Origin of the sequence: Streptomyces sp. V2I9 (genome assembly GCF_030817475.1) — a bacterium.
Classification (GTDB): domain Bacteria; phylum Actinomycetota; class Actinomycetes; order Streptomycetales; family Streptomycetaceae; genus Streptomyces.
Genome location: NZ_JAUSZJ010000002.1, coordinates 3,163,943 through 3,189,817, shown reverse-complemented (window position 1 = coordinate 3,189,817; position 25,875 = coordinate 3,163,943). Strand labels below are relative to the sequence as shown.

Annotated in this window: 24 protein-coding genes, 1 tRNA gene and 1 pseudogene; 20 read left to right on the top strand and 6 right to left on the bottom strand. The window is 67.2% G+C overall.

Annotated features, from left to right (window positions below; all coding sequences use genetic code 11):
• Positions 1 to 118: 118 nt before the first annotated feature.
• The 3 genes from QFZ71_RS13995 to QFZ71_RS13985 all read left to right on the top strand — a co-directional run bounded on the left by QFZ71_RS13995 (position 119) and on the right by QFZ71_RS13985 (position 3,082).
• Positions 119 to 580: a hypothetical protein gene (locus QFZ71_RS13995; protein WP_307668554.1), complete on the top strand. Its 462-nt coding sequence runs from the start codon at positions 119 to 121 to the stop codon at positions 578 to 580.
• A gap of 6 nt (positions 581 to 586) precedes the next feature.
• Positions 587 to 2,410 carry an alpha/beta hydrolase gene (locus QFZ71_RS13990; RefSeq protein ID WP_307668553.1) on the top strand — a complete coding sequence of 608 codons (1,824 nt, stop codon included), beginning with the start codon at positions 587 to 589 and terminating at the stop codon, positions 2,408 to 2,410.
• Between the two features lie 165 nt (positions 2,411 to 2,575).
• Entirely contained in the window at positions 2,576 to 3,082 is a 507-nt protein-coding gene (locus QFZ71_RS13985; protein WP_307668552.1) for a hypothetical protein, read from the top strand.
• A 102-nt stretch (positions 3,083 to 3,184) separates the two neighbouring features.
• Here QFZ71_RS13985 and QFZ71_RS13980 read toward each other — a convergent pair whose 3' ends face one another.
• A complete protein-coding gene (locus QFZ71_RS13980) occupies positions 3,185 to 4,978 on the bottom strand; it encodes a lysyl oxidase family protein (RefSeq protein WP_307668551.1) in 1,794 nt (597 codons plus the stop codon).
• Between the two features lie 383 nt (positions 4,979 to 5,361).
• On the opposite strand from QFZ71_RS13980, the gene QFZ71_RS13975 reads away from it, so the two are divergent.
• Positions 5,362 to 6,480, top strand: coding sequence for a hypothetical protein (locus tag QFZ71_RS13975; protein ID WP_307668550.1), 1,119 nt, complete (start codon positions 5,362 to 5,364; stop codon positions 6,478 to 6,480).
• Positions 6,481 to 6,491: 11 nt separating this feature from the next.
• Here the strand turns inward: QFZ71_RS13975 and QFZ71_RS13970 are convergent, their stop codons facing one another.
• Both QFZ71_RS13970 and QFZ71_RS13965 read right to left on the bottom strand, forming a co-directional pair.
• A complete protein-coding gene (locus tag QFZ71_RS13970) occupies positions 6,492 to 7,802 on the bottom strand; it encodes a hypothetical protein (RefSeq protein ID WP_307668549.1) in 1,311 nt (436 codons plus the stop codon).
• Positions 7,799 to 9,097 carry a hypothetical protein gene (locus QFZ71_RS13965; protein WP_307668548.1) on the bottom strand — a complete coding sequence of 433 codons (1,299 nt, stop codon included), beginning with the start codon at positions 9,095 to 9,097 and terminating at the stop codon, positions 7,799 to 7,801. Before QFZ71_RS13965 ends, QFZ71_RS13970 begins: the two co-directional genes overlap by 4 nt.
• 407 nt (positions 9,098 to 9,504) lie before the next feature.
• Here QFZ71_RS13965 and QFZ71_RS13960 point away from each other — a divergent pair, with 407 nt between their 5' ends.
• The 3 genes from QFZ71_RS13960 to QFZ71_RS13950 all read left to right on the top strand — a co-directional run bounded on the left by QFZ71_RS13960 (position 9,505) and on the right by QFZ71_RS13950 (position 12,444).
• Positions 9,505 to 10,260, top strand: coding sequence for a hypothetical protein (locus tag QFZ71_RS13960; RefSeq protein WP_373465117.1), 756 nt, complete (start codon positions 9,505 to 9,507; stop codon positions 10,258 to 10,260).
• Positions 10,261 to 10,357: 97 nt separating this feature from the next.
• A complete protein-coding gene (locus QFZ71_RS13955; RefSeq protein WP_307668547.1) occupies positions 10,358 to 11,044 on the top strand; it encodes a bifunctional 2-polyprenyl-6-hydroxyphenol methylase/3-demethylubiquinol 3-O-methyltransferase UbiG in 687 nt (228 codons plus the stop codon).
• 401 nt (positions 11,045 to 11,445) lie between these two features.
• Positions 11,446 to 12,444 carry a DUF4365 domain-containing protein gene (locus tag QFZ71_RS13950; RefSeq protein ID WP_307668546.1) on the top strand — a complete coding sequence of 333 codons (999 nt, stop codon included), beginning with the start codon at positions 11,446 to 11,448 and terminating at the stop codon, positions 12,442 to 12,444.
• Positions 12,445 to 12,723: 279 nt separating this feature from the next.
• Here QFZ71_RS13950 and QFZ71_RS13945 read toward each other — a convergent pair whose 3' ends face one another.
• Both QFZ71_RS13945 and QFZ71_RS13940 read right to left on the bottom strand, forming a co-directional pair.
• Positions 12,724 to 13,425, bottom strand: coding sequence for an HAD family hydrolase (locus QFZ71_RS13945; RefSeq protein WP_307668545.1), 702 nt, complete (start codon positions 13,423 to 13,425; stop codon positions 12,724 to 12,726).
• A complete protein-coding gene (locus tag QFZ71_RS13940; protein WP_128806951.1) occupies positions 13,415 to 14,281 on the bottom strand; it encodes a GntR family transcriptional regulator in 867 nt (288 codons plus the stop codon). The genes QFZ71_RS13945 and QFZ71_RS13940 overlap by 11 nt, the downstream gene beginning before the upstream one ends.
• A gap of 498 nt (positions 14,282 to 14,779) precedes the next feature.
• Between QFZ71_RS13940 and QFZ71_RS13935 the strand changes: the two genes are divergently transcribed.
• From QFZ71_RS13935 to QFZ71_RS13875, 13 genes and pseudogenes are all read left to right on the top strand, one after another.
• Positions 14,780 to 15,250: a transcriptional regulator gene (locus QFZ71_RS13935; protein WP_307668544.1), complete on the top strand. Its 471-nt coding sequence runs from the start codon at positions 14,780 to 14,782 to the stop codon at positions 15,248 to 15,250.
• Between the two features lie 89 nt (positions 15,251 to 15,339).
• Positions 15,340 to 15,657, top strand: a complete 318-nt coding sequence (locus QFZ71_RS13930) for a hypothetical protein (protein WP_307668543.1) — start codon at positions 15,340 to 15,342, stop codon at positions 15,655 to 15,657.
• Positions 15,654 to 16,325: a GGDEF domain-containing protein gene (locus tag QFZ71_RS13925; protein ID WP_307668542.1), complete on the top strand. Its 672-nt coding sequence runs from the start codon at positions 15,654 to 15,656 to the stop codon at positions 16,323 to 16,325. The genes QFZ71_RS13930 and QFZ71_RS13925 overlap by 4 nt, the downstream gene beginning before the upstream one ends.
• Positions 16,322 to 17,218, top strand: coding sequence for a DUF2637 domain-containing protein (locus QFZ71_RS13920; protein ID WP_307668541.1), 897 nt, complete (start codon positions 16,322 to 16,324; stop codon positions 17,216 to 17,218). The genes QFZ71_RS13925 and QFZ71_RS13920 overlap by 4 nt, the downstream gene beginning before the upstream one ends.
• Entirely contained in the window at positions 17,218 to 17,607 is a 390-nt protein-coding gene (locus QFZ71_RS13915; protein ID WP_307668540.1) for an RRQRL motif-containing zinc-binding protein, read from the top strand. Before QFZ71_RS13920 ends, QFZ71_RS13915 begins: the two co-directional genes overlap by 1 nt.
• 85 nt (positions 17,608 to 17,692) lie before the next feature.
• Positions 17,693 to 19,864: a cell division protein FtsK gene (locus QFZ71_RS13910; protein WP_307668539.1), complete on the top strand. Its 2,172-nt coding sequence runs from the start codon at positions 17,693 to 17,695 to the stop codon at positions 19,862 to 19,864.
• 140 nt (positions 19,865 to 20,004) lie between these two features.
• Positions 20,005 to 20,304: a hypothetical protein gene (locus QFZ71_RS13905; RefSeq protein ID WP_307668538.1), complete on the top strand. Its 300-nt coding sequence runs from the start codon at positions 20,005 to 20,007 to the stop codon at positions 20,302 to 20,304.
• On the top strand, positions 20,301 to 20,489 hold the full coding sequence (locus tag QFZ71_RS13900; protein WP_307668537.1) for a hypothetical protein: 189 nt from the start codon (positions 20,301 to 20,303) through the stop codon (positions 20,487 to 20,489). The genes QFZ71_RS13905 and QFZ71_RS13900 overlap by 4 nt, the downstream gene beginning before the upstream one ends.
• An 11-nt stretch (positions 20,490 to 20,500) precedes the next feature.
• On the top strand, positions 20,501 to 21,106 hold the full coding sequence (locus QFZ71_RS13895; protein ID WP_307668536.1) for a hypothetical protein: 606 nt from the start codon (positions 20,501 to 20,503) through the stop codon (positions 21,104 to 21,106).
• An 86-nt stretch (positions 21,107 to 21,192) separates the two neighbouring features.
• Complete coding sequence (locus tag QFZ71_RS13890; RefSeq protein ID WP_307668535.1) at positions 21,193 to 22,119, top strand: bifunctional DNA primase/polymerase; 927 nt, start codon at positions 21,193 to 21,195, stop codon at positions 22,117 to 22,119.
• A complete protein-coding gene (locus QFZ71_RS13885; RefSeq protein WP_307668534.1) occupies positions 22,116 to 23,666 on the top strand; it encodes a YfjI family protein in 1,551 nt (516 codons plus the stop codon). The genes QFZ71_RS13890 and QFZ71_RS13885 overlap by 4 nt, the downstream gene beginning before the upstream one ends.
• A 272-nt stretch (positions 23,667 to 23,938) precedes the next feature.
• A complete protein-coding gene (locus QFZ71_RS13880) occupies positions 23,939 to 24,160 on the top strand; it encodes an excisionase family DNA-binding protein (RefSeq protein WP_307668533.1) in 222 nt (73 codons plus the stop codon).
• A 77-nt stretch (positions 24,161 to 24,237) separates the two neighbouring features.
• A pseudogene (locus QFZ71_RS13875) lies at positions 24,238 to 25,519 on the top strand (tyrosine-type recombinase/integrase).
• A 64-nt stretch (positions 25,520 to 25,583) separates the two neighbouring features.
• On the opposite strand, the gene QFZ71_RS13870 reads toward QFZ71_RS13875, so the two are convergent.
• A tRNA-Ser gene (locus QFZ71_RS13870) sits at positions 25,584 to 25,671 on the bottom strand.
• Positions 25,672 to 25,875 lie beyond the last annotated feature (204 nt).

Here is a 25,875-nt window from a genome sequence, read left to right as displayed (position 1 = left end):
GAGGCGGGCCGGCGGCCGGTGGGGAGAGGGCGGCGCGGGGACAGACGCCTGCGCCTGTCCTGATCACCGTCGTTTGGTACGTTGCGTCGCGTGGTCACGGGACGAGGGGGAGACGCTTGTGGCATGGGAGGAATGGGAGCGGCTGAAGCAGGACGCTTCCGAGCATCAGGGCACGCGCATGCAGCTCAACCAGTACGAGGCGGGTGACGGCCCCGGCCCGGGTACCAGCAGCGTCACCGGTGGGGTGAAGTCCACCAAGAAGGCATGGAACGACGCCGGAGCAGGCGTCGGAGCCCTTCGGGAAGCCATCGACAAGGCGGTAGGCCGGCTGCAAGAAGGGCAGACAGGCCTGGGCGCGGCGGACGACTGTCTGACTGCGGGAGCGCAGAAGGCCGTGCACACGTCCTGGGATCGCTACGTCAAAGCCGTCGGTAAACGGTGTGGAAGCCTCAAGGAGATCCTGGAGAAGACCGGGCACGACCTGCTCGTGACCGACGAGGCTGTGACGGCGGAGTTGAACAGGATCAAGGTGGAGTACGCCGACACGCCCGCCGTCGGCGGCCAGGGCACGGGGCGGTGACGGATCGTGAACCTCACGACGCTCAAGCAGTTCAAGCCGTCCGAGTGGGAGGAGGCGGCTGACGGTTACCGGCACACCGGTGACATGGCGGCAAAGGCCAAGGACCAGGTGGAGAACGCCGTCGCCGCCGGGATGCGCAAGTCCCTGCGGGGTGCTGCCGCCGACGCTGCGCTCGCGGAGCTGAAGCGGCTCGCGGCAAACTTCCACTACACGCAGGTCCAGTGCGGCCTGGTGAGCACCGCCCTGAACGGCTTCGCGCACGACATGGAAGCGGCCCGCAGGAAGTTGCTGGCGGCGCTCGACGACGCGGAGGCCAAGAAGTTCACGGTCGGCCCGGACGGCAGTGTCAGCTACCCGGCGGCCCAGCCGAAGAACGGCGTCGAACTGCCCCCCGAGGCCGGTTCCGTGACCGGACTGTCCGACCCCACCGCCCGGGCGGTCGGCCGTCAGGCGGCGAACCTCAACCCCAACCCGCACGCCGTGGCGGCACAGGAGATCGCCGATCGGATCGCCGGGGCGGTCACGGCCGCCACGGAAGCCGACGAGAAGTGGGCGCCGAAGGTCCGGGCGCTGACGGCGGACGACGACCTCACGGTCTCGGACGAGGACTGGAAGGACGCCCAGTCGGACATGCAGGGCGTTCGGGACGCGGGCAAGGCGTACCTGGACTCGATCGGCGGACCGCCCAAGGACGGCACCGCGAAGACGAACGCCGACTGGTGGGCGGGCCTCACCCCCGAGGAGCGCGAGGCCTTCGTCGCTCTCGACCCCGCTCTGGTGGGGCGGCTCGACGGCCTTCCCTCCGACATCAGGGACGAGGCGAACCGGGTCGTCCTCGATGAGAAGCAGGCCGAGTACCAGCTGAAGCTGAACAGCATCCCCAAGCCGCCTGCCAACGAGTGGACCTGGATCACCGCAGGCGGGTACCCGTCCAAGGTTCACACCGACGAGTGGATGGACTGGAACAGGAAGCACGGCGACCAGTACCGGCATCTGGACGCTTCCCTGAAGGGGATGAGCGCCATCCGGAGCCGGTTCGACCAGACCGGGGAGCGTGGGTTGCCGGAGGCGTATCTGCTGGGGTTCAGTGCTGAGGGCAACGGCCGGGCCATTGTGGCCACCGGCAACCCGGACACCGCCGAGCATCAGGCGGTGTACGTCCCGGGGACAACGGCGAACCTGGGGAAGGTGGAGGGGGACATCAACAGGATGACCCAGCTATGGCGCCAGACCCAGGAAGCGACGCCGGGCGCAAACGTCTCCACGATCACCTGGCTCGGTTACGACGCGCCGCAGGACGTCGTGAAGGACGCGCCGTTCGAGCACTACGCGTACGACGGGGCCCCCGCGTACCGCCAGTTCATGGACGGCCTGGAAGCTTCCCACAACGGCCCCGGCGAACCGCACCGCACGGCCGTCGGACATTCGTACGGCACCACTCTGATCGGCGCGGCCGCGGAGAAGGGTGACCTCAACGCGGACGACGTGATCTTCGCGGGAAGCCCCGGCGTCAAGGTCGGGTCCGCAGAGGAGATGGACGTACCGAAGGGCCATGTGTGGAACCAGGAGGCGGACGGCGACGCGGTTCCGGACATCGGCCGCTGGGGCCATGGCGGGAGCCAGTGGAGACTGGGCGGGGGAGTGGCCCTCATCCCCAGCGACGAGGTGTTCGGCGCCAATCAGATGAACACCGGCGCCGAGGGTTCCGGCCCCGGCGCCACCAAGGGGGTGGAAGGGCACAGCGGCTACTGGGACGAGTCGTCGACGGCCCTGAAGAACCAGGCACTCGTCGTGGTCGGTGAGTACGGCGACGTCACGAGACCTGAGTGACAGCCCTCCGCACCCGCGACAACCACCGCGTATCGCGTGCCGACCGCACCCGACAGAGGATCTCCGTTGTTCCACTATCCGAGTACCACCGGGCGCCGCTCTTCCCGCGGCGGCCGGATTCCCACCACTCTCGCCCTGACAGCTCTTCTTCTCAGTGGATGTGGCATGAACGACACCGAAAACTCCCGTTCGTCCAGCGACGGATCCACGGATTCCGGTGACGCGACCTCGGGTGTGCCGTACGCCGGTGTGGCCACGACCGACGAGGCCGCCGACGCTCTCGAAGCGATCTCCAGCCAGATCTATGAGTACGCAGGGGTGCCTGGCAAGGCGTCCGAGCCCGGCCCCGGCGTCAAGGAGTGCGAGGGCAAGGACCCGGATCGGTTCTTCCGGGTCTTCCATCCCTGGAACTTCCAGCCGGGCTCCGCCGCCGACTCCGACCTGGCGATGGAGAACCTCAAGAAGAAGCTGAACTCCGGTGACTGGGTGCTCAAGAAGGAGTACCGGGACAACAGCCGGAACGAGAATCTCAACCTGGTCGCGGACAACGACGCCAAGAAGGTCAGCGTCTGGATCGTTCAGTACCGCGACCGGGCGAAGCCCAGCCTGGGCATCACGGCGACATCCGGGTGCTATGAAGTGCCCGAGGGGGCGAAGGTGGAGAAGTTCTGAGGCAGCCGCCCGCGCCTGCGGCATGCCGTCGCCCCCGGGGACGAACACCCGGGGGCGACGGCAGACATACGCGGAATCACGTCAACACTGCGCGGTGCGCGCTCAGTTGCTCTTCACCAGGTCATGAGCGGGCACCTTCACGGTGCGGGCACCCTTCTTCCCGCCGAGGACGACCTTGCGCAGCGCGCTGTTGTTCTTGTGGTTGGTCTCCTTGAGCCGGTTCTCCGGGTTGGCGAGCACCTGGATGTAGTACGTGCCGTTCGGCAGGTTCGTGATGTCGAAGGACTGGCCGGGCAGGTCCTGGGTGTAGGTGTCGCCGGAGCCCACGTCGAGCACCTCGCGGACGGAGATCGAGTTCTCCTGGCCGCACGCGGTGGAGAGGTCGGTGTTGCCGGGGTGCCAGTTGGCGTTCTTCACCGTGTAGTCGACCGCGTCGGTGTTGGCCAGGCAGAACGCCTCCTTGCCGCTGCGGACCGTCTCCTTCTTGTCGGCCTTCAGCAGCCGGTAGCTGGCGAAGTCCGTGAAGTGCCAGTGCTCGTGGCCGGGGCGCGGGTCCCACTCCATGGTGCCGGTCGGGGTGTAGCCGACCTGCTTGCCCTTGGCGTCGTAGAAGTACTGGTACGCGTCCATCAGCTTCTTGCCCGGGGAGCGGAAGCCGTCCACGACGAGCTTGGCCGGACCCGCGTTCCACACGTTGGCGCTGAAGGCGAGGTAGTCCTTGCCGGGAACCTCCTCGTAACCGTCGCTGACGGTGATGCCGTACGCCGGCAGCGAGCGCAGGTCCGGCTTGGGCACGGCGGGCACGGACGCCTTGCCGGTGGGCCGCTTCGCGTTGGGCGCGACGCCCGGAGCCCGGCGCGAGCCGTCGGTCTGCCCGGCCCGGTCGCCGACGGTGGCGGCGGCGAAGGACTGCCGCTGGAGCGACTCCTTCTTCAGCGCCCACGGCAGGGCGGGCGGTGCGGGCGGGTAGGGCCCGTGACCGACGTTGAACGTGGCGCCCGCGCCGGTCGTCCGGCCGGCGGGCGCCTCGGTGCGCGCGGGAGCGCCGTGCGCCGCGTGGGCGCCGTGCCCGGAGGCCGCGGCCGGTCCGCCGTGCCCTTCGTGCCCTTGGCTCGCCGTGTGCCCCTGGTGGCCTGCGTGCCCCTGATGTGCGCCGCGCTCGGCGGCGGCCGGGGCCGGCTCCTCCCAACTGCGCTCGCGCACCACGACCTTGACCGTCTGCGGCTTGCTCGCGATGCCGAAGAGGTCGCGGTACTTCTTGGTGACGTCGATCTTGGCGGTATACGTCCCGGCGGCGAGCTGGACCGGCTTGGAGTAGTACCCGGCGTAGGTGTTGGACGCCCAGCCGTTCTCCACGCCCCACACCGAACCGAGGGTGAACGGGTTCACCGGGCAGCTCTGCGGATACTTCGAGTTGGCGGGGGCGTCCGGCCGGACCCGCCCGGACGCGTTGTTGGGGCAGAACGCCTCGGTCTGCTTGAGCACGGTCTTGCCGGCCGCGTCGGTGAGCTGGACCTGCGCGAAGTCCGGCAGCCCGGAGAAGTCCTTCACAAGCCCGGCGGGGAGCGCCTTGGTCGTGGTCTTCTTCCCGTTCCGGAAGACCTGCGAGACGGTGACCGGGTCCTTGTACGACTTCCGGGTCACCTTGAGCTCGAAGGCGCCGTTCTCCGAGGTCAGGTAGGTTCCGAGATCCAGGTAGACGCCGGGGTCCTCCTTCCACGAGTCGAGCGTCACCGAGGTGGAGGCCGCGATCAGGCTGAGCTTCGGCTTCGGCTGCGCCGTCCTGGCGCCGGGCGCGGCGGCGACGACACCCGCGGTCACGGCGACGGCCGCGGCGACGGCGATCGAGGGGCGGATGAAGCGGTTGGTACGTCCCTGCGGGGATCTGGTCATCATTCCTCGTACTTCCGGCTTTCCGAGTGCGTGACGGAACGTGGACGCCAGCACGGCCCCAACTCGCTTGTGACGACGCTGTGTCCGGCCTGTGAGAGGAGGGGTTGGGGCTCCGGGTTGTCTCCCATCCCTCGAATGGCCCAGGGTTGTCCGAAAATCACCCGACCGTGTGTGTCCATCACCGACACCGGATCGTCTGCGCTCCCGTCCTGCACCGGGGCCGGGAGACCGGCTGGGAAGGGAGTGGCTGATTCGTCGCGGTCGCGGCGTTCGGCACCGGTGACGCCCGCAGGCACGACCGACGTTCCGCCGCTCGCCACCTGAGAGGAAGCCCGTGAGTTTGGCCGGACGACGCCACGCTTCGTCGTTGACAGCGTTGGTAAAGCGTGAACGAAAGATTTTCTGACGCACCTGCGTTGAGCGGCGGCCCGAGCATCCTGGTGCGCCCTCTGAGCGTGTCGCGGTACTCGCGGTCATTCCAACTCGAGGTTCTGGCGACCGATCTGGTTCAGCTCGTGACCGGACCGGATGCCGCCGACCGTCTGCGTACCGGCCGCGGGTACTTGCACGACACCCCGCAGACGCTCGCGCTGGAACGGCTGCTCCGTGAGAGCCCTGAGGAATTCGGTCTGGTCGGCTCGATCGTCCTCGGTGCGGACGTGGTTGTTCCCGCCCGGTCCGGAGGAGGCTTCTCGGACCACCTCTGGCTCCACGGCGTCGAACTCTTCGACGGCCTCCAGAGGCTCAGGACGGTGGCCCTGGTGTGGGACGAACTCGGGCCCACCCACCTGGCGCGTACGTTGTTGAAGGTCGAGGTCTTCTGTGGTGCTGAGCGGGAGCGGGCCCGTCGGCTGCATGGGTGTGCGGACCAGTTGCGGAACGTTCGGGACGCTCAGGACCGCCTCCACTTGTGTCCCCACATCCGCCGGCTGATGAACGCGGACTGGGAACGGTGGACCTTCTCCGTACGACGGGGCATGGCTCAGGGACCAGGCGGCAGAACCTACTCACTGCCGGAGGTGACCAGGGCTCTTGCCTGCCTTTCGGGTCCGGGGCCCGAGATCGCCCACCAGGTTGTGGGGGCCGAGGGACTGCTGGCGCTCTGGGAAGACATCCGGTCGCCGTCCTATCTGGCCCTCTTCCACCCTCACATGACTCCGCTGGGCGTCATGCGTGCCGTCGAGACGCTGCGCGCGGCGCAGGAGGCGCTGGATGCGATCCCGAAGAGCCGTCAGCAGGGGCACGGCAAGCTCATCCGCTATGCCCCGGAGCTGATCCATTGGGCGAGCTGTCGGTTCCTGCCTCTGTCGCGGTTGCACGATGAGTCGTTCGACTTCGATTGGCATGGGGCACTTCGACGAGATATGCGCAAGCACACCGAGACCGCCGTGGCGGAGCTGGTCCGGCGCTACGAGCAGCTCGTCCCGCCCAAGAAGGGAGGGGCCACCTACTGGAGAACCGCTCCTGAGCTGTGGTTGTGGAAAGCACTGACGGAAAGGATCTGAGCGGTGTCGGGTCAGCCGAGGCTCCAGTCGAGCGTTCCGGGGATCTCGCTCTGTGCCGTCGACTCATTCCGGCCCGGCAGCCCGAGGATGGTTTCGACGTCGGACCCGGTAATGGTGGTCAGGTTCTGACCTGATGCCGCCACCAACACGGTGTGCGCCTTGCGCAGGACGTCCCGTGGTTTGCGGGCCGAGCGTTCGAAGAGACTGACGATGGCGTCGCTGGTGAAGGGATAGAGCTCGTCGCGTTGCACTCCCTCCTTCACGGCCGCGGCGAGATAGCGTTTGAGCAGTTGTGCGGCCTGGGCAGCGTCGTGGAGAGGCGGTAGTTCCACTGTGCTGAAGCGGTTGCCGGGGGTGAGGTCGAAGCTGGGCAGATCGGCGAGGGCCCACGCCTGCTTCATGGTCAGGGACGCACGCGGATGCATGGTGGCCACGAGCGTCACCATGTCCGCCATGGGAAGCGTCTCCACGATGACATCACGGAACCGCTCGACTTCGAGGTCTCGTTTGGACTTCGCCGTGGTTGTGCTGGCCAGGTCCTCCAGCTGGTCGCAGCAGAGCAGTACGTGTTTGATGCCGGCCGCTGCGGCGAAGACGAGGAAGGTGGCCATGTGCACAGCCCCATTGCGCGAGCGCGAAATCGGAGTGATCTTCGCCAGGTAATCCGCTGCGGCATTGGGGTCCTCGTCGCACAGGGCGACGATCAATTTGTCGTCCGGGGGGCCCAGAGTCCTGCCTCGTAGAGCACGGTGGCTGTCTGCGACCTCTTTCGTGAGCGCCTTCACGTCATGGTCGCCGATGCGCTCGGCGATGCGCAGCCGCAATTGTCCGGCCAAGGGCGGCGCATGGTCCGCACGGAATTTCACCGCGTACTCGACGGCAGCGAACAGCGCCGCGCCCAGCGAGCGGACGTGAACGGTGTCGAAGCTGGTGAAGAGGGAGCAGATGGGCACTTCATCCGCGTCGGATCCGTCGAGGCCGGCCTCTTGGTAGACGGAACGGCCGAAGTCCTCGTTGATCCTCCTCGACAAGTGCTGCATCAGGACCGACTTGCCGAAACCTCGGGCGTCGGAATCATTGGGAATCACACCTGCCGACCAGAGATACCCAAATTTCAGTCCAGAGAAAGACATTCCCAGGACAAACTTCTCAATGGTTTCGCGCAGTTGGTCGGCGTGTACGCCGGGTTCGTACAGGAGTCCGTTCTCACGATCGTCCACCCCTCCCATCCGGGCCATCCCGGTTGCGGGGAAGGGGTTGTTGTGGAATTTCCACTCGCGCTTGATCCAGACGATTCCGGGGAGGAGATTTTCGGAGTTCATCGTGTCAGAGCCTCCTCGTCGGCGCGGGCGCCGAGAAGACTCATCACGTGGAAAACCCGGCGCTGGCCGTCGCCTTGGGACAGTACGAGAGGGCGGACCGACCCTGGTGCTCTGAGCTGGATCGCTTCGTCCAGATGAACTCTGAACCCGAGGCCGGGAAAATCGCCGCGATAGGCAGCACCGATAGCCGCATCGAATTCGTCGTCGCTGATTCTGAGCTTCCAGCAGACAGCCGCGCGGACGCGCCATACCGGGTGGTAGGAGGCGTCGTCCAGATGTCCGTCCGGAGTGCTCCAGATCTGGGGCAGTGCCGTGAGAGCGGCCGCCCGGACCTCCCGCCCGACGAAGCGCTGGAAGTCCGGTTGCCTTCCTGCTCCCATGACACGGCCCGTGGCCCACAGGCGCAGGGCGGGCGGCCCGGGAGCGTAGTAGCTGAAATTGGCCAGCCCGAGGAACCGGGTCCAGCGTCGGAGCAGCTCATGGCTGATGTAGTCCATCGGACAGCCGGCGGAACTGAACGCGAGGCGCACGGTCGCCTCCTCGCACAGCAGGCTGAACCGCTTGCGGGTGATCAACGGCGCGGCCGAAGCCGCGCCGTCCACCGGGCGCTGCTTGGATTCGCGCTGTTTCGCCCGCGCCTCGGATCGGTGCACGGCCCGAGTGACGTAGGCACGCAGGTCCTTCTCGATGGCTTCGGGGGAGGCGGACCAGCCGAGGTCTCCGGCGCGTGATGCGTCGGTGACATGGTTGATGAATGCCGTCAGGTAGCGTTCGCGCCCACCGTCCGCCGGAGCGTCGGCGCGTAGCAACGGGACAGTGAGGTGGTCGGTCGTGCTGTGCGGCCGAGCCCCCACCACGCGCAGGTAGCCCTCGAACTGGGGATGCGCGTCGATCAGCGCACCCACCAGCGCGTTGTAACCGCTGAGCCGGTCCTGCTGGACCAGTTCGGTCCAGGCGAGACCCGCGGGCGTTGCCTCGTAGGTCACATCCGCGTGCGCGTATGCGGAACGCGGTGTCGAGGGCAGTACGTGCCGTTCAACCCAGCCGAGCCGCATCAACTCCTTCAGCACGTCCACGGTGTTGTGTACGTAGCTCATGGTGTCGACGCGCCGGCGGCGCCATTTCTCCGGATCGAAGGAACCGTCATGGTCGGTTCCACGCGCCGACTTTTCCGCGCGATCAAGAATCGCCAGGCGGATCTTCTCGAACGGTTCCCCCCGCGCCACGGCGAGCGCGGCGGATTCGACGTATGTCAGTTCTTGCAGGCGCGGGATGCCTGCTCCTCCCACGCTCATCAGGCGGCATCCCCACTCAGCGCATCAGAAGTATTAATAGCTTCTTCGTACGATGTCATGTATTCCCTTATCTGGGCGCCTTGCCGGACTCATTGGCCATGAGGCCAGTATGCGGTGCGCCCGAGGCGGCTCGGTGACGGGGGCGGCTGCCGGGGCCTCCCAGGGAGGCGGGAAAAATATTTCTACCCAGGTCTCATGGGGCATGAGGTGCGCTGCCTGAAAATTATTCAGCCGGAGCCCTTTGGTCGCGGGGTGCGGGATTCCTGGTTGGCCTACAGTTCATCCCGATCACCACCGGGGCTCCCGAGTGAATAGGTGATCGATTCTTCACGATCAGGCGTTCGAGGCGAAGGTGCCTCGCTGCGCCCGGGGCATCCCTATGCCTGTATGCAAGAAAGGGATAAAAAATGATGAACGGTGTCGCTGTCGCAGGCAGTATCGAAGTCACCCTCCCGTCCGAGTTTCACCCCGGCTGGAACCGGCTTCCCGGAGTGCGGGTCGAGGGGCGAAACCTCACCATCGATTCGGCTGAGTACTTCTTCCGGCTGGAGTCCCACTCGTGGCTGGTGGCGGACTGGGAGAAGGTGCTGACGGAGCTCATTCCGGTCGATGAGACGACCGACAGTGCTGTGGAGCAGTTGGCCCTGAACTTCATCAGGGCACATGCGAAGCCCACCAGCGATCCCGCGTTGGTACTCCGTACCGCCTACGACGTCTACGGCTACCTCTTCCGGAGCGATCGCCTTGATTCCGCCGGCCTCCCGCATGTCACGACGGACCACCTCCGGATGCTGCACGAGGCGGCCACGCTCATGGCGCTGAACAAGGTGGAGCTGGACGGTCACATCTCCAACATCGGCCCGTGCTGGTTCTTTCCCGCAGCCACATCGGTGGTCTTCGGGCTGGATGACGAGGAAGGACGCATGCTCGACGAGCTCTACCACGGAGCCTGGTTCAACGAGCACCGTCGCATCGAGTCCATCAAGGCCCATGCCGCTCTGGGCGGCCGGCTGGTCCACGGTTGCCAGGCGGCAGCCGACCAGACCGGCGGCGTAGTGGCGCCGTACGGAGCGACCATGACGACCTTCCGGCAGGACCTGGAGGCGTTCAAGAAGGGATGGATCGCCCAGGTCTACGCGCATCGAGTCGAGTTCGTGGACTGATCTCCGGCCCGCTCGGGGCGTGCCGGCGCGCCCCGAGCGGCAGCACCTACCTCGGTCCGGTCGACTGCTCCCGACTCTCTGTGCATCGGAGATATGTGTGATCAACAAGTGTTCCCCGTGGTATGCCTACGCCCTGCAGACCCGACCGGTCTCGGGCGAACCGTCGACGCTGACCGCTCGGCTCGAGTGGGGAACGTATCCAGGCATCGGACCAGGAGCGGAAGTGCTGGGCCGCGCACTGCGTGGCCGCAGAATCCTGGAACTCGGCTGCGGACAGGGGCAGAATGCGGCATATCTCGCCGGTTCCCACCGAGCCCTGGTGACGGCCATCGACCTGATCGACCTGCAGATCCAGTACGCCCGCGACCGATACGGAGATGTTCCCGGTCTGACGCTCCTGGCGTGCGACGCGTTGCGATACCTGCGCCAGACGTCGACGACGTTCGACATCGTCTACTCGGTCTTCGGCGTCGTTGGCTTAGCCGAACCCGGACAACTCCTCGCCTGCGTTGCCCGCCGCCTCCGACCCCACGGGATCGTGGCCTTCTCGGTGCCGCACCCGCGCCGCACCGGTGTCGCGGCGAGCGACGGCCCCCAGCCGCGGCACAGTATGTTCCGTCTGCCTGACGGCAGGTGCCGTTCAGTGCCCCGGTGGGAGTTGGACATCCCTGGCTGGCGCCGAGTCCTTGCCCAGGCGGGTCTGCGCGTCACATCCGTCACGGAACTGGAGCATCCCGGACGGTCTCACCCCACTGCGCTCATGATCGTTGCCCGCAGGATCTGACGGCGGCGCCATGTCCCGAACGTCCTCATATGCAGAGAGGTACGGGCTATGAGGGCCGGGACAACGTCGAAGGGCCCCACCGCAAGCGGTGGGGCCCTTCGACGTATTGCCCGGTGAGAGCAATGGCGGAGGATACGAGATTCGAACTCGTGAGGGGTTGCCCCCAACACGCTTTCCAACTGTGCGAGTGGCCGTTCAGAGGTGTCCGCAAGGATTCAAGCGCCAGGTCAGAGGTGGTGCGCGTACGGGAGTGAACGATGGCGGCCAGTGGCGTACTGAACAAAGACCAGGACAACGAGCGCCCCCAATGCACCAGGTCATAGCGTGGCTGGGCAGCGCATCCATCCCTAAGTGTCTGTGCCTACCACTACCCTGACGCTGACTCAACTTGAGGGGGGCCAGTGTCGACTGTTCGTGCGAGCCGCAAGATCGAGAGGGCGGGCGTCAACGCTCTCCGCGCGCTGCTTGAAGATCATGAGCAAATCGTCCAGGAGATCGACGGTGGGAACGATCACGGCGAGGACATGATCGTAAACTTCACGCGCGGTGGCAAGAGAACGCCTTATTGGATCGCCATTCAGGTGAAGAGTGGCAAGAAATACAAGCGAGTGAATGGGTACGCCGTTCCCGTTGACGACCACTTCGACGAGTGGCGGCAAAGCCGTATTCCCATTCTTGGTGTCGTGTACGATATGAAAAAGCGGGAGTTATTTTGGGTTAACCTCACTGATCGGTTAAAGTCTGTAGAGGAAAGCCCAGGATGGGTGCAAGTGGCGAACTCCTCTCCTCTTAACCCGGAAACAATCGAGCAATTCTATACGGAAGTCGCAAACTATGCTGGCGAAGAAAGAATGCGCATTCGGGCGGCGACTGACGAAGAAGCCCTCAATGAGGCGATTCGTGCGAGACGTGGGCTGGACCCAGCAACCGCCCCGAATCCCCTATTTGAGGAGTTGGCGAACATTGCACTCAAGTATGAGGATCGACTTAAGGCTATAAGTAGAAACCTTGCTGCGGCTCTGCCGATGATGCTTCTAATCATGCTCATGATGTGGGTATGGCCCTATCAAATTCGCTTCGTCGAAGGCTCATCGGACATGCCTGCATGGTTGTGGGTATCCAACCTCTATCTTTTCATGTTCACCATGTCGATAGTCATCTTTTTCGAGCTTAGGGTAGGGAGATTCCCCATTGAGACTGGCAAGTGGTTGTGGATGATTGCAGCCAACTTTTTCTGGCTGCCCGTAATCGATGCCGACGGGGATAGTGGGTGGTGGGGGACATTCTGGATTACGGCCGGGGCGCTTGTTCCTTCCTTTGGTCATAAGGTATTGATTCTTACGTTTATTCGCTTTGCGATGGATCGCGTAAGGAAGAGGCGTGAAATGGAAATGGGATAGAAGTGCCTTGTATCTCGAAATCCCAGGCGGGCGCGGCCTCGCAATGAGGCCGCGCCCGTTTTCATTCTGTCGCTCAAGAAGGGAGGAAACCTGACTTGTTCTTCCCTGGGTCGGTCCGACCGCTAAAGCCGTGCTTGTGAACTGTCGTCTAAACCGCCCCGTCCAGCCGTTCCAATCCTGTCTCGGAAGCCTGAAACAGCCGCTGTAAGTCGATGTTGACGTCAGCGGTGGATGCCACGAGGGGCCAGCCGCTTTACGGCACGCCTCACATTCGCTAGCTCAAGTCTGCCTCCGGGAGGGGGCCAACGCATCAGCTACAGCCAGCATCGTGGTTACGACCACGTCCGCCCCCGCGACGGCTAGAGCACGTTCCTTACCTGCCTTGTTGGCGAAACCAACAGAGCGCCCGCCGGTCCCCCTCGCGGCCTCGATGTCGGTCACCGAATCCCCGATGAGCGTGCAGTCCCGCAGAGGAGTAGCCAGCTCCCTGGCAGCGCGTACCAATGAGTCGGGGGCGGGTTTCATCGCTTCCGGCTGATACGGGGCCCGGCCCACCACTGTGTCTACCAACGGCAGAAGACCATGGAGCAGCAGGAACGCATTTACACAAGCAGCCGAATTGTTGCTGACAATGGCGACCTTCCGGCCTGGCGTTCGGGCGGCTTCGAGCGCGGCCACAGCACCTGACACGGGCAGACCGGCCACGCGCACCGCGCTCACCTCCGCTTCGGTCAGCTCATCCTCGATCGCCCGCAAGGCTGCCTCCCCAGCCTGCGGAGCCAGACGAAGAACCTCCATCGGATCGTCTGTGCCGTGGGCCTTGTCCTCCAGAGAGCGATCGAAGTTCGCCAGAGTCGCAGCCAGGTGACGCGCGATGTCGGGGGCTGGCTGCCCCGCGAACACGTCGCAGATGGGTCCGTCGAAGTCAAACAGGACTGCCCTGGTGGCCCCGAACACGCCCCTGAGGTCATTACTTTCCATCCGGGTCAAAGTCCCTCCCGATGGTCTCCCACACGCTGTCAAACCACATACGGGCCTGGCTCACCTGCTGAGCACCACTGGACGACTCCCCCTCGTTCATCGAGTAGTGGAACAGCGTGGCATCCGCCCCGACGAGGTCATAGATCTCTATGGCCTCCCCTTGCGTGACGACCTTGTTCGGGCGGATCGGGTAGTACCCGAAAAAGGCGTCGTCCTGGTTGATCAGGTAGAGCTTGAAGAACTGCGTGCCGCTGTGGACGCGCACGCTGACCTTCGCTTCGCTGACCAGCCCGAGCACGCTGAGTTCATGCATCGTGTTGGCGATGCTCCGAGTGAAGCTCACCATCATGTCGTGCATCCGGGCCCGGAGCCGGGGGTCATCGCTACCGTCCTCTCGCCGAACAGGCGCGGCCTGGGGCACCGACATGTCTGGCACCAGGATGCGGATGTTGATGGTTGACGGAGTCAGACGCCCCACGCGGATCTTGTCGATCGGCTCCTGAAGTGCCCCGTGGAGCGTCTCGCTAGAGAAGCCTGCGAAGTCAATCGACACGTTCTGGCTGGCGAAAGCTTGCTCGACGTACGGCCGAAGACCCGCCGGCCGTTCGGTGCGGTTCCGCACGAACACGCCGCTGCCCTTACGAGAGACGATCAGCCCCTCGTCTTCCAGCTCTCGGAGAGCCCGTTGGATCGTGGCGCGGGCGAATCCATATGCCTCCGTCAGTTCCTTCTGAGACGGAATCTTCTCTCCGGGGCCCAGCTTCCGAGTCCTGATGGCGGCGCTCAGACTGCTCGCCACCTGCTCGTACGGCGGCCGGGCGTCGTCCGGGTCCAGTGCTTCGGGAGTGAAGGTCATGCCCTCGATGCTACGACCTCCTGAGCCGATTAGGACAGCCAACCTAGCCAGGTGTTGACGTGACTAGCCAGGATGGCTACGTTGTTCTCATCTGAACCGGGCTAGCCAGGTTGGTCAGGCCGAGTCGGACGGTTCTACTCAGTTCTGCGCCCATCAGCGCTTGGTGAGTCCCGTGTGAACGGGAGCCCTCGATCGAGGGTTACCGCACTCATCTCGGAGCTGCTGATCTTTGACAACTGAATGGGGATCACGCCGCCTCTCCTCGGCCAAGTAGGCGGCCACGCGGGTCTCCGCGTGATGTGCAGCGCAACCCCTTCCTGTTCGCAGCGCCTCTGCTGCGCCGGTTGCCTCCCCTGTCCGTCCGGCCGCTTCGGCTGTACGGGCGGGGCTGAGGGGAGCCGGAAGTTACGGGTTCCACCCCGGGGCGGGTCGTCTCTCACCACAGGACCACGACCCGCCCCGGCTTCTGTCCCTTCGCCTCGCATCAGGGAGTCCCGCATGGATGCTGCTACGTTCGCCGCTGTTTTCGTCGCCCTGTACGTCGCCCACAGTGTGGGTGATCACTGGGTGCAGACCTCGCACCAGTCGGCCACCAAGGGCAAGCCCGGATGGGTCGGCCGCCTGGCCGACGCCCGGCACGTCGCCTCGCTGACCGCCACCAAGCTCGCCGTTCTGCTGCCCGTGGCCTGGCTGCTGGGGCTGGACCTGTCTCTCCTCGGCCTCGTGCTGGGTTTGGGGCTGGACGCGGTCACGCACTGGTGGGCGGACCGCCGCACCACCCTTGCCCGCCTGGCCAAGGCCCTGGGGCAGTCCGAGTTCTACGGACTGGGTACACCCGCCCACTCCCTCGCACCGGTCACCGCCGAGGGCAAGCCCGCCGCGCACTTGGGCACCGGGGCCTACGCCCTGGATCAGTCCTTCCACCACCTGTGGCTTCTGGTCGCCTCGCTGATCATCGCCACCGTCTGAACCATCTCTCTCGCCCGGGGCGGTCGCCTCTCACCACAAGACCGCAACCGCCCCGGCTCCCCGTCCCTTCGCCTCTCAGGAGATCCACCATGCGTACGTACATCGGCACCCACCAGGTGCTCAGCCCCGCCGAGTTCGAGGAAATGGCCCTCGGATTCGATGAGTTGCCTCTCGGTCTGGACCGTGACCTGTTCCGGGGCCCGCTCACCCACGAGTCCCCCGAGGAGCGCGCCGCCCGTCTGGACGTGGCCCGCGAGGTCATCAAGGAGCTGGCCGCCGAGGGGGAGGGCGGCGACGAGATCGCCGCGTGGGACGCGCTCTACGCCGACGCGCTGACCCGCACCGTCCCCTTCCTGCGCGCCGCCCAGTCCGCCGGCCGTTTCACCGGGGCGGGGGAAGCGGCATGAGCCACGCCCTGACCGCGCTGTCCGCCGCTCTGCCGCTCGCCTCCGGGTGGGCCGTGCACGGCCTTCGGATGCACCGCCGGTTCGAAATCGCCCGCCGCGACCCGCTGTCGAACCTGTGGACGCGGGACGCGTTCGAGGAGCAGGCAACGCGCCTCCTCGCCCGACACCCGCACGTCGCCGTGGTCCTGGTGGACCTGGACGGCTTCAAGGCGGCCAACGACACCCACGGCCACGCGGCGGGAGACGCCGTGATCCGGGCCACCGGAGCGAGCTTCGCTGACGCGCTCAGCGGCCACCGTCGCTCGGTTGCGGGGCGGATCGGGGGCGATGAGTTCGCCGCCGCTGTCGCCCTGCCCGACCCGGCCGCCCTGCCGTGGCTGCTGGGAGGTCTCCACGGCGAGATCACTGCCCCCCTGCGCCACGACGGACACGACCTCATGGTCGGTGCCTCGATCGGTGCCGCGCTTTCCAGCGACGCCCCCGAGGGTCCTGCCCAGGAGCTGTCGGTGCTGCTGCGCCGGGCGGATGAGCGGATGTACCGGACCAAGCAGAATGGCGGGGGTTGGAGCATCGCTCCGGCGCCCGGTTCGGCCCCCGGGCTGCGGACGGTCAACGGTCGCCGCGAGGGCCGCCCCGGCACCACGAGCGGGACGGGGGCGGCAGCATGAACCGCTTCGCCAAGTCCCTGCTGGTCGCCGCTCTGGTCGCCGTGGTCGGTATGGCCTTCCGCGTCTCGTGGAACGCACAGCACGACGTGGCCCGCACGGTCGGAGCCGACGACACCGCAGCCTTCCTCTACCCGTTCGTGGTGGACGGCCTGATGGCCCTGGCCCTCGTCGCCACCCTCGTCCTCACCGGCAAGGACCGCACCTTCGCCCTGCGGGTCCTGGCGGGATACACCGCCGCGTCCCTCGTTCTCAACTACGTGCACGGCCTGGTGCCCGCACTGCGCGGCGGCGAGGCCCGGATGCAGTTGGCCGACTGGGCTCCCGCCAACTGGGCCCTCGTCCTCCTGGCAACCTCTCTTCCGGTCGGGGCCATCTTCTTCGGCTCCGACCTCGTCGCCAAGGTCCTGCACCACCGGACCACCCGCAGTGCAGATCGGGACGAAACCCAGCAATCACTAACAAATCGGTTGGGTTCTGACCTGCAAGAGTCGGCCCCCGAGGCCCCTCCCGCCGTGGCCGAGTCCCCGGCCCCCCAGTCGACCGACCCGGCCCCGGTGGTCGCCCCGGAGCCGGTGGGCGGACCGGTCGCGGAAGTCGAGCCGGTGAAGTCGGCTGAGCCGCCCGTGCTGCGGCCGGTGGCCTCTGCCGAGTCGGGTCCGCGCCGGGCGACCGGTCGGGTACCGCAGGCGGCCCGTACGCCCCGGCCGACCCGCACCCCGGATGAGCTGCTGGCCGAGGCGCGGTCGGCAACGGCCGACTGGCCCGACGAGAAGCTGACGGCCGAGGCGATCCGCAAGGCGGTCCGTACCTCGTCGGCCAACGGCCGCCTCCTGCGGGACGCGCTGAAGTCGGAGCGGGCCGCACGGGTGGTGGTTGAGGCGGAGGCCGCCTGATGGGCGGCCACCGCTTCTACGACCCGGCCGGTTCCCGCTACGGGCTGCCCACGTTCCCGTGGCGCATGGCCCCGGATGGCTATGCCACGCGCCGCCAGCTCAGGGCCGTGGGGCTCCGGCCCGGTGGGCAGGACATCGCCGCACAGGTCCTGTGGTACTCGCGCCGCTACTGGCGCAAGGGCACCAGCCCCGTCCGCGTCGCCTACCTCTACCGGATCGACCTGGCCAAGACGGTCCGGCCGATGACGCCGGCCAAATGGGCGGCCCTCGCCAAGGCGAACACCGCACGGCAGGTCTGCCCTGAGTGCCGCACCGATGCCGGATACCGCATCCCCACCTCGCTCGGCATGTGCGTGACCTGCGCGGATTCCCCGCAGCTCGCCGCCTGACCCGACGCGATCCCCGCCCCTCGGGCCCGGACGGCTCCCCGCCCCGTCGTCCGGGCCCACCCCCACCCTGGAGAACGGACTCACCGTGTCTGACACGCATGTCACCGGACAGGCCGAAGCGCCCGAGCGTCCCGACGCCGAAGTCTTCGACATCACCACCAAACGCCCCACCACCCCCGCCCCGGAACCGGCCGAAGCAGCCGTTCCCGCCCCGCCGGCCGAGGCGGACGACGACGAGGAGTCCCCGCGGCTTCGACCGGTCGACTCGCCCACCCTGCCCGACCCGGGTATCACCACCTTCAAGCGGCTGCCGATCCTGCCGAGTTGGCTGACCTCGAAGCCGGGGTTCGTCTCGACCACCCAGCGCGCCGCGTCGAACGCGTTCTACGCCACCGCCTTCCACGGCATCCGCACCCCCTGGTACGCACTCCAGCTCGGTCTGCGTGCCCCGCAGGGTGCGGCCCGGCTGCTGAAGGAGACCAACCGGTGGATGTGGGACGCCGAGGCCGCGCCCCTGCGGGCGTACGAGGTCTACAAGGAGAACACCGCCGAGTACCTGAAGCTGTCGCGGCAGCGGGACCGGCGGGTGAGGCTTCGGTCGTTCGTGACGCTGGTCTCCATCGTCTTCGGTACCGGCCTGGCCTTGACCCTGTATGTCATGGCCCCGGCGCTGCTGGTGGTGCTGGGGTCGGCTGCGGTGCTGGTCGCCGGGTACTGGGGCTCACCGCAGGATCAGCCGGTCATCGGCCCGGCCGTGCTGAAGACCGAGTTGCAGAAGCTCACCGGGCCGATCGTGCTGCGCGCCCTGGACAACATCGGCAACGTGAAGCTGTCGGCCGCCATCAAGAAGGGCGGCGACATGAACGGGATGCGCTTCACCTCCGAGATCACCCGTGACGGTCCCGGATACCGCGCTGACCTGGACCTTCCGTGGGGTGTCACCCCGGAGGACATCATGGAAGCTCGCAAGCCGCTCGCCTCCGGTCTGCGCCGCAAGGTCGGCTGTGTGTGGCCCTCCTCCGACCCCACGGAGCACGAGGGCAGGCTGATCCTGTGGGTGGGCGACAAGCCCATGAACGAGACCACCAAACCGGCCTGGCCACTGCTGAAGTCCGGCAGCGTGGACCTGTTCAAGCCGGTCGTGTTCGGCAACGACCAGCGCATGGGCGACGTGGCGGTGACCCTGATGTTCGCCTCGGTCATCGTCGGGTCCATCCCGCGCATGGGCAAGACGTTCCTGATGCGGCTGTTCCTGCTCATCGCCGCTCTGGACCCGCGTGCGGAGCTGTACGCGTTCGACTTCAAGGGCACCGGCGACTTCGGGGCCCTGGAACCGGTCTGCCACCGCTACCGGGCCGGTGACGAGGACGAGGACATCCTCTACGTCCTGGAGTCCCTACGGGAGCTGCGGGCGGAACTCCGGCGCAGGGCGAAGGTCATCAAGTCCCTGCCGCGCTCGCGCTGCCCGGAGTCCAAGGTCACCCCGGCCCTGGCGAACGACAAGACGTTGGGGCTGCACCCGATCGTGGCCGGGTTCGACGAGTGCCAAGTCCCCTTCGAGCACGACAAGTACGGGCCGGAGATCGAGGAGATCTGCACCGACCTGGGCAAGCGCGGCCCGGCGCTGGGGATGACGATGCTGTTCGGCACCCAGCGCCCCGACGCGAAGTCGCTGCCCACCGGCATCTCAGCGAACGCCGTGCTGCGGTTCTGCCTCAAGGTCATGGGTCAGCCCGCCAACGACATGGTGCTGGGAACCTCGATGTACAAGGCCGGATACCGGGCCACGATGTTCTCCCGCACCGACCGTGGCATCTGCTGGATGGCCGGTGAGGGCGACGACCCCCGCATCGTCGCGTCCGCGTTCGTGGACGCGGTCGGCGCGGAGAAGGTCGTGGCCAGGGCCCGGAAGATGCGCGAGGAGTACGGCAACCTCACCGGCCACGCCATCGGCCAGCAGCCGGAGAACGGGGAAGCCTCCTTCGACCTCCTCGCCGACATCCTCAAGGTTGTGCCGGCCGACGAGGACAAGGTGTGGAACGAGAAGATCGCCGCCCGCCTCACCGCCCTGCGCCCCGAGGTCTACACCGGGTGGAAGGCCGAGACGGTCACCTCGAACCTCAAGCCCCACGGCGTCACCGCACAGGACGTCTGGGGCACCAGCGACAAGGGCAAGGGCACCACCCGCCGAGGCATCGTCCGCGCCGACATCACCAAAGCAATCACGGTGCGTGACGGAAGTCGGTCCGGGAGCTGACCTGGGGCGCTGCTAGGCCTAGCAGCCACCGCTGCTAGGTCTAGCACCCCAGCTAGCACCCCGCACCCGCCCCCATCAGCGATCTCGCACCTAGCACCCCACCTGTGCAAACACCCGGAACCCCGGCTGGAAGGCACCCCATGACCCCCGTCCTCCTTGCTAGCGCCTGCCTGATCATAGTCACCCTCAGTTACGCCAGTCTGTGCGCGGCCAGCCCGTTCGGGGACTGCCGCAAGTGCAAGGGCTTCGGCTACGCCCTCAAGACCGACCGGCGCGGCAACCTCCGGCCCGGCAAGACCTGCCGCCGCTGCCGGGGCAAGCGCAAGCGCATCCGCTTCGGCCGCCACCTCTACAACGCGTGGTTGCGCCTCTACCGCGACGGCACCGACACCCCCAACAAGCCCGCCTTCAAGATCACCCAGAAGGGACAGTCCCGATGACCCTCACCGTCTCCCTCGTCGCCCTGTTCGGCCTCGTCCTGCTCTTCCTCCTGCGCTCCAAGACCCTCGGATGGGGCTCCGCCTTCATCGCCGCCATGTTCGGGTTCTTCCTCGCCTCCACCGGAGCCTCCGGCCCCATCAACGAACTCACCGCCGCAGTCGTCGCCGCCATCCCGGACCTGTAGGAGGCAACGTCATGAACGAACCCCTCACCCAGCACCACTGGCTCACCCACGCCGCCCCCAAGGTCGCCCCGGCCGTGGCCACCTCAACCGTGCTGATCTTCGGGCGCATCTGGAACGCCAACGGAGCCGAACACAGCTTCGGCAACGCCGCGTTGATGGTCGTTCTGACGGCCGGAGCGGCAACGGCCGGCGCTTTTGCCGCCACGGGTCGCGGGGGCGGTGACGGGGCCCTCGCGGGGACCGCGTTCGCCACCTCCGGAGCCCTCGCCCTCGCCGGGGTCTCCGGATACGCCGACGGGTGGTCGCTGCCGATCCTGCTCTGGGCCGTGGCCACCGCCGTGGCGTACGGGATCGCCACCCGGTACTGGCGCACCGACCGCCGCGACCGCACCACCCACGAACGGCACACCACCGTGCGGCGTGAGGAACACGCCCACGTCGAACGCGTCGAAGCCCTCCGTGCCGGAGCACAGATCGAAGCCGCACGCGCCGGGGCCGCGTATGCCGAACAGCTCGCCACCGCGCTCATCACCCGCGCCACCCTGCCCGGCTACGACCCCGCCGCACTCACCCGCGCCGGGCTGCCGGAGCTGCCCGCACCCACCAAGCATCAGTAGCTATGCCTGGGGCGGTCGCCTCTCACCACAAGACCGCGACCGCCCCGGCTCCCTTGTCCCTTCGCAGAAACAGGAGAACCCCCATCATGGCAGCACCCCACAACCCCGCGCTGCTGGGCGCGGCCCTGGCCGCTGCTGAGCGCGGCTGGCCCGTCTTCCCCATCCGCCCTGGCGACAAGCGGCCTGCCGGGCACCCGGAGCGGTCCTGCCCCGGCACCGGTCGGTGCGCGGACGGTCACCGCACCCCGGAGCAGCGGGCCACCCTGGACGCGGACAGCATCCGCGCGTGCTGGGAGTCGGCCCCGTACAACGTCGGGATCGCCACCGGTCCCGCTGGTCTCGTTGTGGTGGACCTGGACTTGCCCAAGGACGCCGAGGACACCGCACCGTCCGAGTGGGCGGGCATGGCCGATGGGCTGGACGTGTTCGCCGCCCTGTGCGAGCGGGCGGGGGTGAGGCTGCCGACCGAGACGTACACCGTGCGTACCCGCCGTGGCGGACAGCACCTGTACTTCACCGCCCCCGAGGGAAAGACGCTACGCAGCACGGGCGGCAGCTTGGGGTGGAAGGTCGATACCCGGGCTTGGGGCGGGTACGTGGTCGGCGCCGGAAGCCTGGTGGGCACCGGGGGGTATGAGGTCATTCACGAGGCCCCTGCCGCCCCCCTCCCTGCGTGGCTTAGTGACTTGCTCACCACCCGGCCCGCACCGGCCCCGATGCCCCTGTCGGAGCTGTCGTCCCGGATGCGCAACGCCACTGCCTACAGCACCACCGCCCTGCGCGGGGAGCTGGAAAAGGTGCTGTCCGCCCGTGAGGGCGGTCGTAATCGGTCGGTGTACTTCGCCGCATACGCCCTGGCCCGCCTCATCCGGACCGAGGACCTGACCGAGGTCACCGTCACCAGTGAGCTGATGAGCGCGGGACAGTCGGCCGGTCTGTCCGCGTCGGAGTGCCGTACCGCGATCCGCTCCGGTCTCGTCCGTGGCGGCGCACGGGAGGCGAGTGCGGCATGAGCACACAGCCTGTGGACAGTGCGGATCTGTGGGCCGGATTCGCCGCCCTGGACGCACAGCAGGAAGCCGCGGCTTCGTGGGACGACCCGATCCCGCTGACCGCCCGCCGCGAACTGCCGGCGTTCCCCACGGAGGTGTTCCCGGCCTGGCTCGGTGACTTCGTGCGCGGGGTCGCGGAGGAGACGCAAACGGCGGTGGATGCTGCGGGGTCGCTCGCTCTCGCGGTCCTGGCGACCGCTGCCGGAGGCCGCGCCACCGTCCATGTCCGGGGCCGGTGGCGGGAGCCGCTGAACCTGTTCGTCGTCATGGCGCTGCCCCCGGGCAGCCGCAAGAGCGCGGTGTTCGGTTTGATGACGGACCCGCTCTACACGTGCGAGAAGCTGATGGCGACCAAGGCGGCCGGGGCCATCATCGAGGCCGAACTCACCGCACGCCTCGCCAAGGAAGTCGCGGACAACGCGGCGACCAAGGCAGCCCGCGCGGATGCCGACAAGCGTGATCAGCTCATGGCCGAGGCCATCAGCCTCGGGCAAGCCGCCGAGGCGGTCACTGTGCCCACCAAGCCCCGGCTGTTGGCCGACGACGCCACCCCGGAGGTCATCTCTTCACTGCTCGCGGAGCAGGGCGGGCGGTTGTCGGTGATGTCGGCCGAGGGCGGGATCTTCGACATCATCGCCGGACGCTACTCCGGCACCCCCAACATGGAGCCCTTCCTCAAGGGCCATGCCGGGGACCGCTTGCGGGTGGACCGCCGTGGGCGTGAGGAGTTCATCGACTCCCCTGCCCTCACCATGGGCCAGACCGTTCAGCCCTCCGTGCTGGAGGACATCAGCCGTATCAAGGGGGCGGGGGACAGGGGCCTGTTGGGCAGGTTCCTGTATTCGCTGCCGGAGGACCTGGTGGGCTATCGGGAAGTCACCCCCGAGCCCCTGGCCGAGGACGTGGCTGACCTGTACGAGGAGCGCGTGACCTCCCTGGTGATGTCTCTGGCGGGCTGGACCGACCCGGCCGTACTCCAGCTCGCCCCCGAGGCCAACGAGACCCTGGCCGCCTATGAGCGTCGGCAGGAACCCCGGCTGCGCAAGCGGGGCGGGGACCTCGGGCACATCCGGAACTGGGCCGCGAAGCTGGGCGGCGCGACCGCCCGACTTGCCGGGCTGCTCCACCTGGCCGCGCACACGGAGAACGGGCACACCCAGCCCGTCACCGCCGACACCATGCGCGACGCCATCAAGCTCGCCGACTACTTCACCGGCCACGCCCTCGCGGTGTTCGACCTCATGGGAGCCGACCACACCGCCAACCGCGCCCGCACCGTCCTGGACCTGCTCCGGGCCAACCAGTGGGCCGAGGTCAGCAAACGCGAGGTCATGACCAAGCTCTCCCGCGCCGAGTTCCCCACCGTCGTGGACCTCGACCCCGCCCTGGACCTGTTGGAAGACCACGGCTACGTCCGGGCCCAACCCGTCGCCAAGACCGGAGGACGCGGCCGACCGCCCTCCCCGCGCTACCTCACCCACCCCCAGCTCAGCGAACCCACCGCCTGAACCCCGCCACAGAAACCACAGAATCACAGAAATAACCCGACACTACCCCTGACCTGCGACAACACCGCCCCGAGCGGTCCCGAGGCGGCTGCCACGGAAACCCGCAGAGGAACCACACAAATACCAGCCGCCCACCGGCCCCTTATTTCTGTGGAACTTCCCGCACTTTCTGTGGCAGTCCACCCCCACCACCAAACCCCCAGGTCAGACCACCCAAACAGGGTTTCTGTGTATTACGTGGTTTCTGTGGCGGCCCGCCAAGGAGCGAGCCCATGCAGAACAGTCCCGCACCCACGACGGCAGACGACCCCACCCTGATCCTGCTCACCGTCGAAGAGGCAGCCCGCCGACTCCGCGTCGGCCGCACCACCTGCTTCGCCCTCATCCGCGCCGGAGCCCTGGAGTCGCTGACGATCGGCAGCCTGCGCCGCGTACCCGCCGACGCCCCGGCTGCCTACCTCGCACGCCGCCGCGCCGAACAGTCCGCAGCCTGACCCACCCCGCATACACACGGGCCGCCACCCCACCGGGTGGCGGCCCGTGCTCACACCGATCACGAAGGAGTCCGCCAGTGGCGGAAGAGAAGAAGCGAGCGCGCCGGGCGAATGGCGAAACGGCCATCTACTTCGGCAAGGACGGCCGTTGGCACGCCCGGGTGCCGATGGGTTACAAGGACAACGGTGAGCCCTACCGCAGGCACATCACGCGCCCCGACGAAGACGCGTTGAAGGACGAAGTGCAACGACTGGAGAAGCAGCGCGACCAGGGAAAGGCGCAACAGCCCGGCAAGCTGTGGACTGTCGAGAAGTGGATGTGGCACTGGGTCGAGAACATCGCTAAGGACGTCGTCAGCGAGAACACCTACGACGGGTACGAGGTCGCGGTTCGCGTGCACCTCGTACCCGGCATCGGCAGGCACCGCATCGACCGCCTGGAGCCGGAACACCTGGAGAGCCTGTACCGCCGGATGCAGAAGAACGGCAGCGCCGCCGGCACCGCCCACCAGGTCCACCGCACTGCCCGCACCGCCCTCGGTGAGGCGGTCCGCCGTGGCCACGCCGCGAAGAACGCCGCCGCTCTAGCCAAGCCGCCGCGGGTGGAGGAGCCGGAGGAGGAGATCGAGCCCTACTCGGTAGAGGAGGTTCAGAGCCTGCTGATCGAGGTGAACAAGCGCCGCAACAGCGCCCGTTGGATGCTGGCGCTAGCCCTCGGTCTGCGACAGGGGGAGACGCTGGGGCTCCGCTGGGTCGACGTGGACCTGGACCACGAGTACCTGAAGCTGCGCCGGAACCGTCTGCGCCCCAAGTACGAGTACGGGTGCAAGGAGGCAGATCCCTGCGGCAGGAAGGCAGGGTACTGCCCGGACCGAAAGCAGGTGCGGCGCGAGACGAAGAACACCAAGTCACGTGCCGGCCGTCGAGCGGTTCCCCTGCCGGGCCCCTTGGTTGTGATGCTGCGCAAGCACAAGGAGGTTCAGGCTCGGGAGCGCAAGACCGGCGGCGACCTGTGGACCGAGTCCGATTACGTGTTCACGAAGCCGCTCGGTGGGCCGCTCAGCCCGAACACCGACTACCACGACTGGAAGAAGCTGCTGGAGGACGCCGGGGTACGTGACGCGCGGCTGCATGACGCCCGTCACCACCGCTGCCACCGTCCTCATGCTGCTCGGTATCCCGGACCGTGTGATCGACCAGATCATGGGCTGGGAGGCAGGCACCTCTTCGCGGATGCGCGCCCGGTACCTGCACGTGCCCGACGCCATGCTGAAGGAGGTGGCGCAGAAGCTCGCGGACGCCATCTGGGGGCCCGCACCAAACGCCCTTGTGGACAAAGACCAGAACAACGAGGGCTGAGACAACGTCGAAGGGCCCCACCGCGAACGGTGGGGCCCTTCGACGTATTGCCCGGTGAGAGCAATGGCGGAGGATACGAGATTCGAACTCGTGAGGGGTTGCCCCCAACACGCTTTCCAAGCGTGCGCCCTAGGCCACTAGGCGAATCCTCCGCCGCAAACAATACAAGACGTTGGAGGGTGCTAGCGAACACGATCCCCGGAGATCGTCCGGAGGCCGTCCGGAGACCCCCCGGCGAGCTCGTCCTGAGAGGTCCTGCCGAGGTCCCGTCGAGATCCCGCAGGGGTTGCGTCGTGGTCTCGCCGGGCGGGGTGGCGGTCGGCCGGTGGTGAGGGTGGGTGGACCGGAGGGGGTGG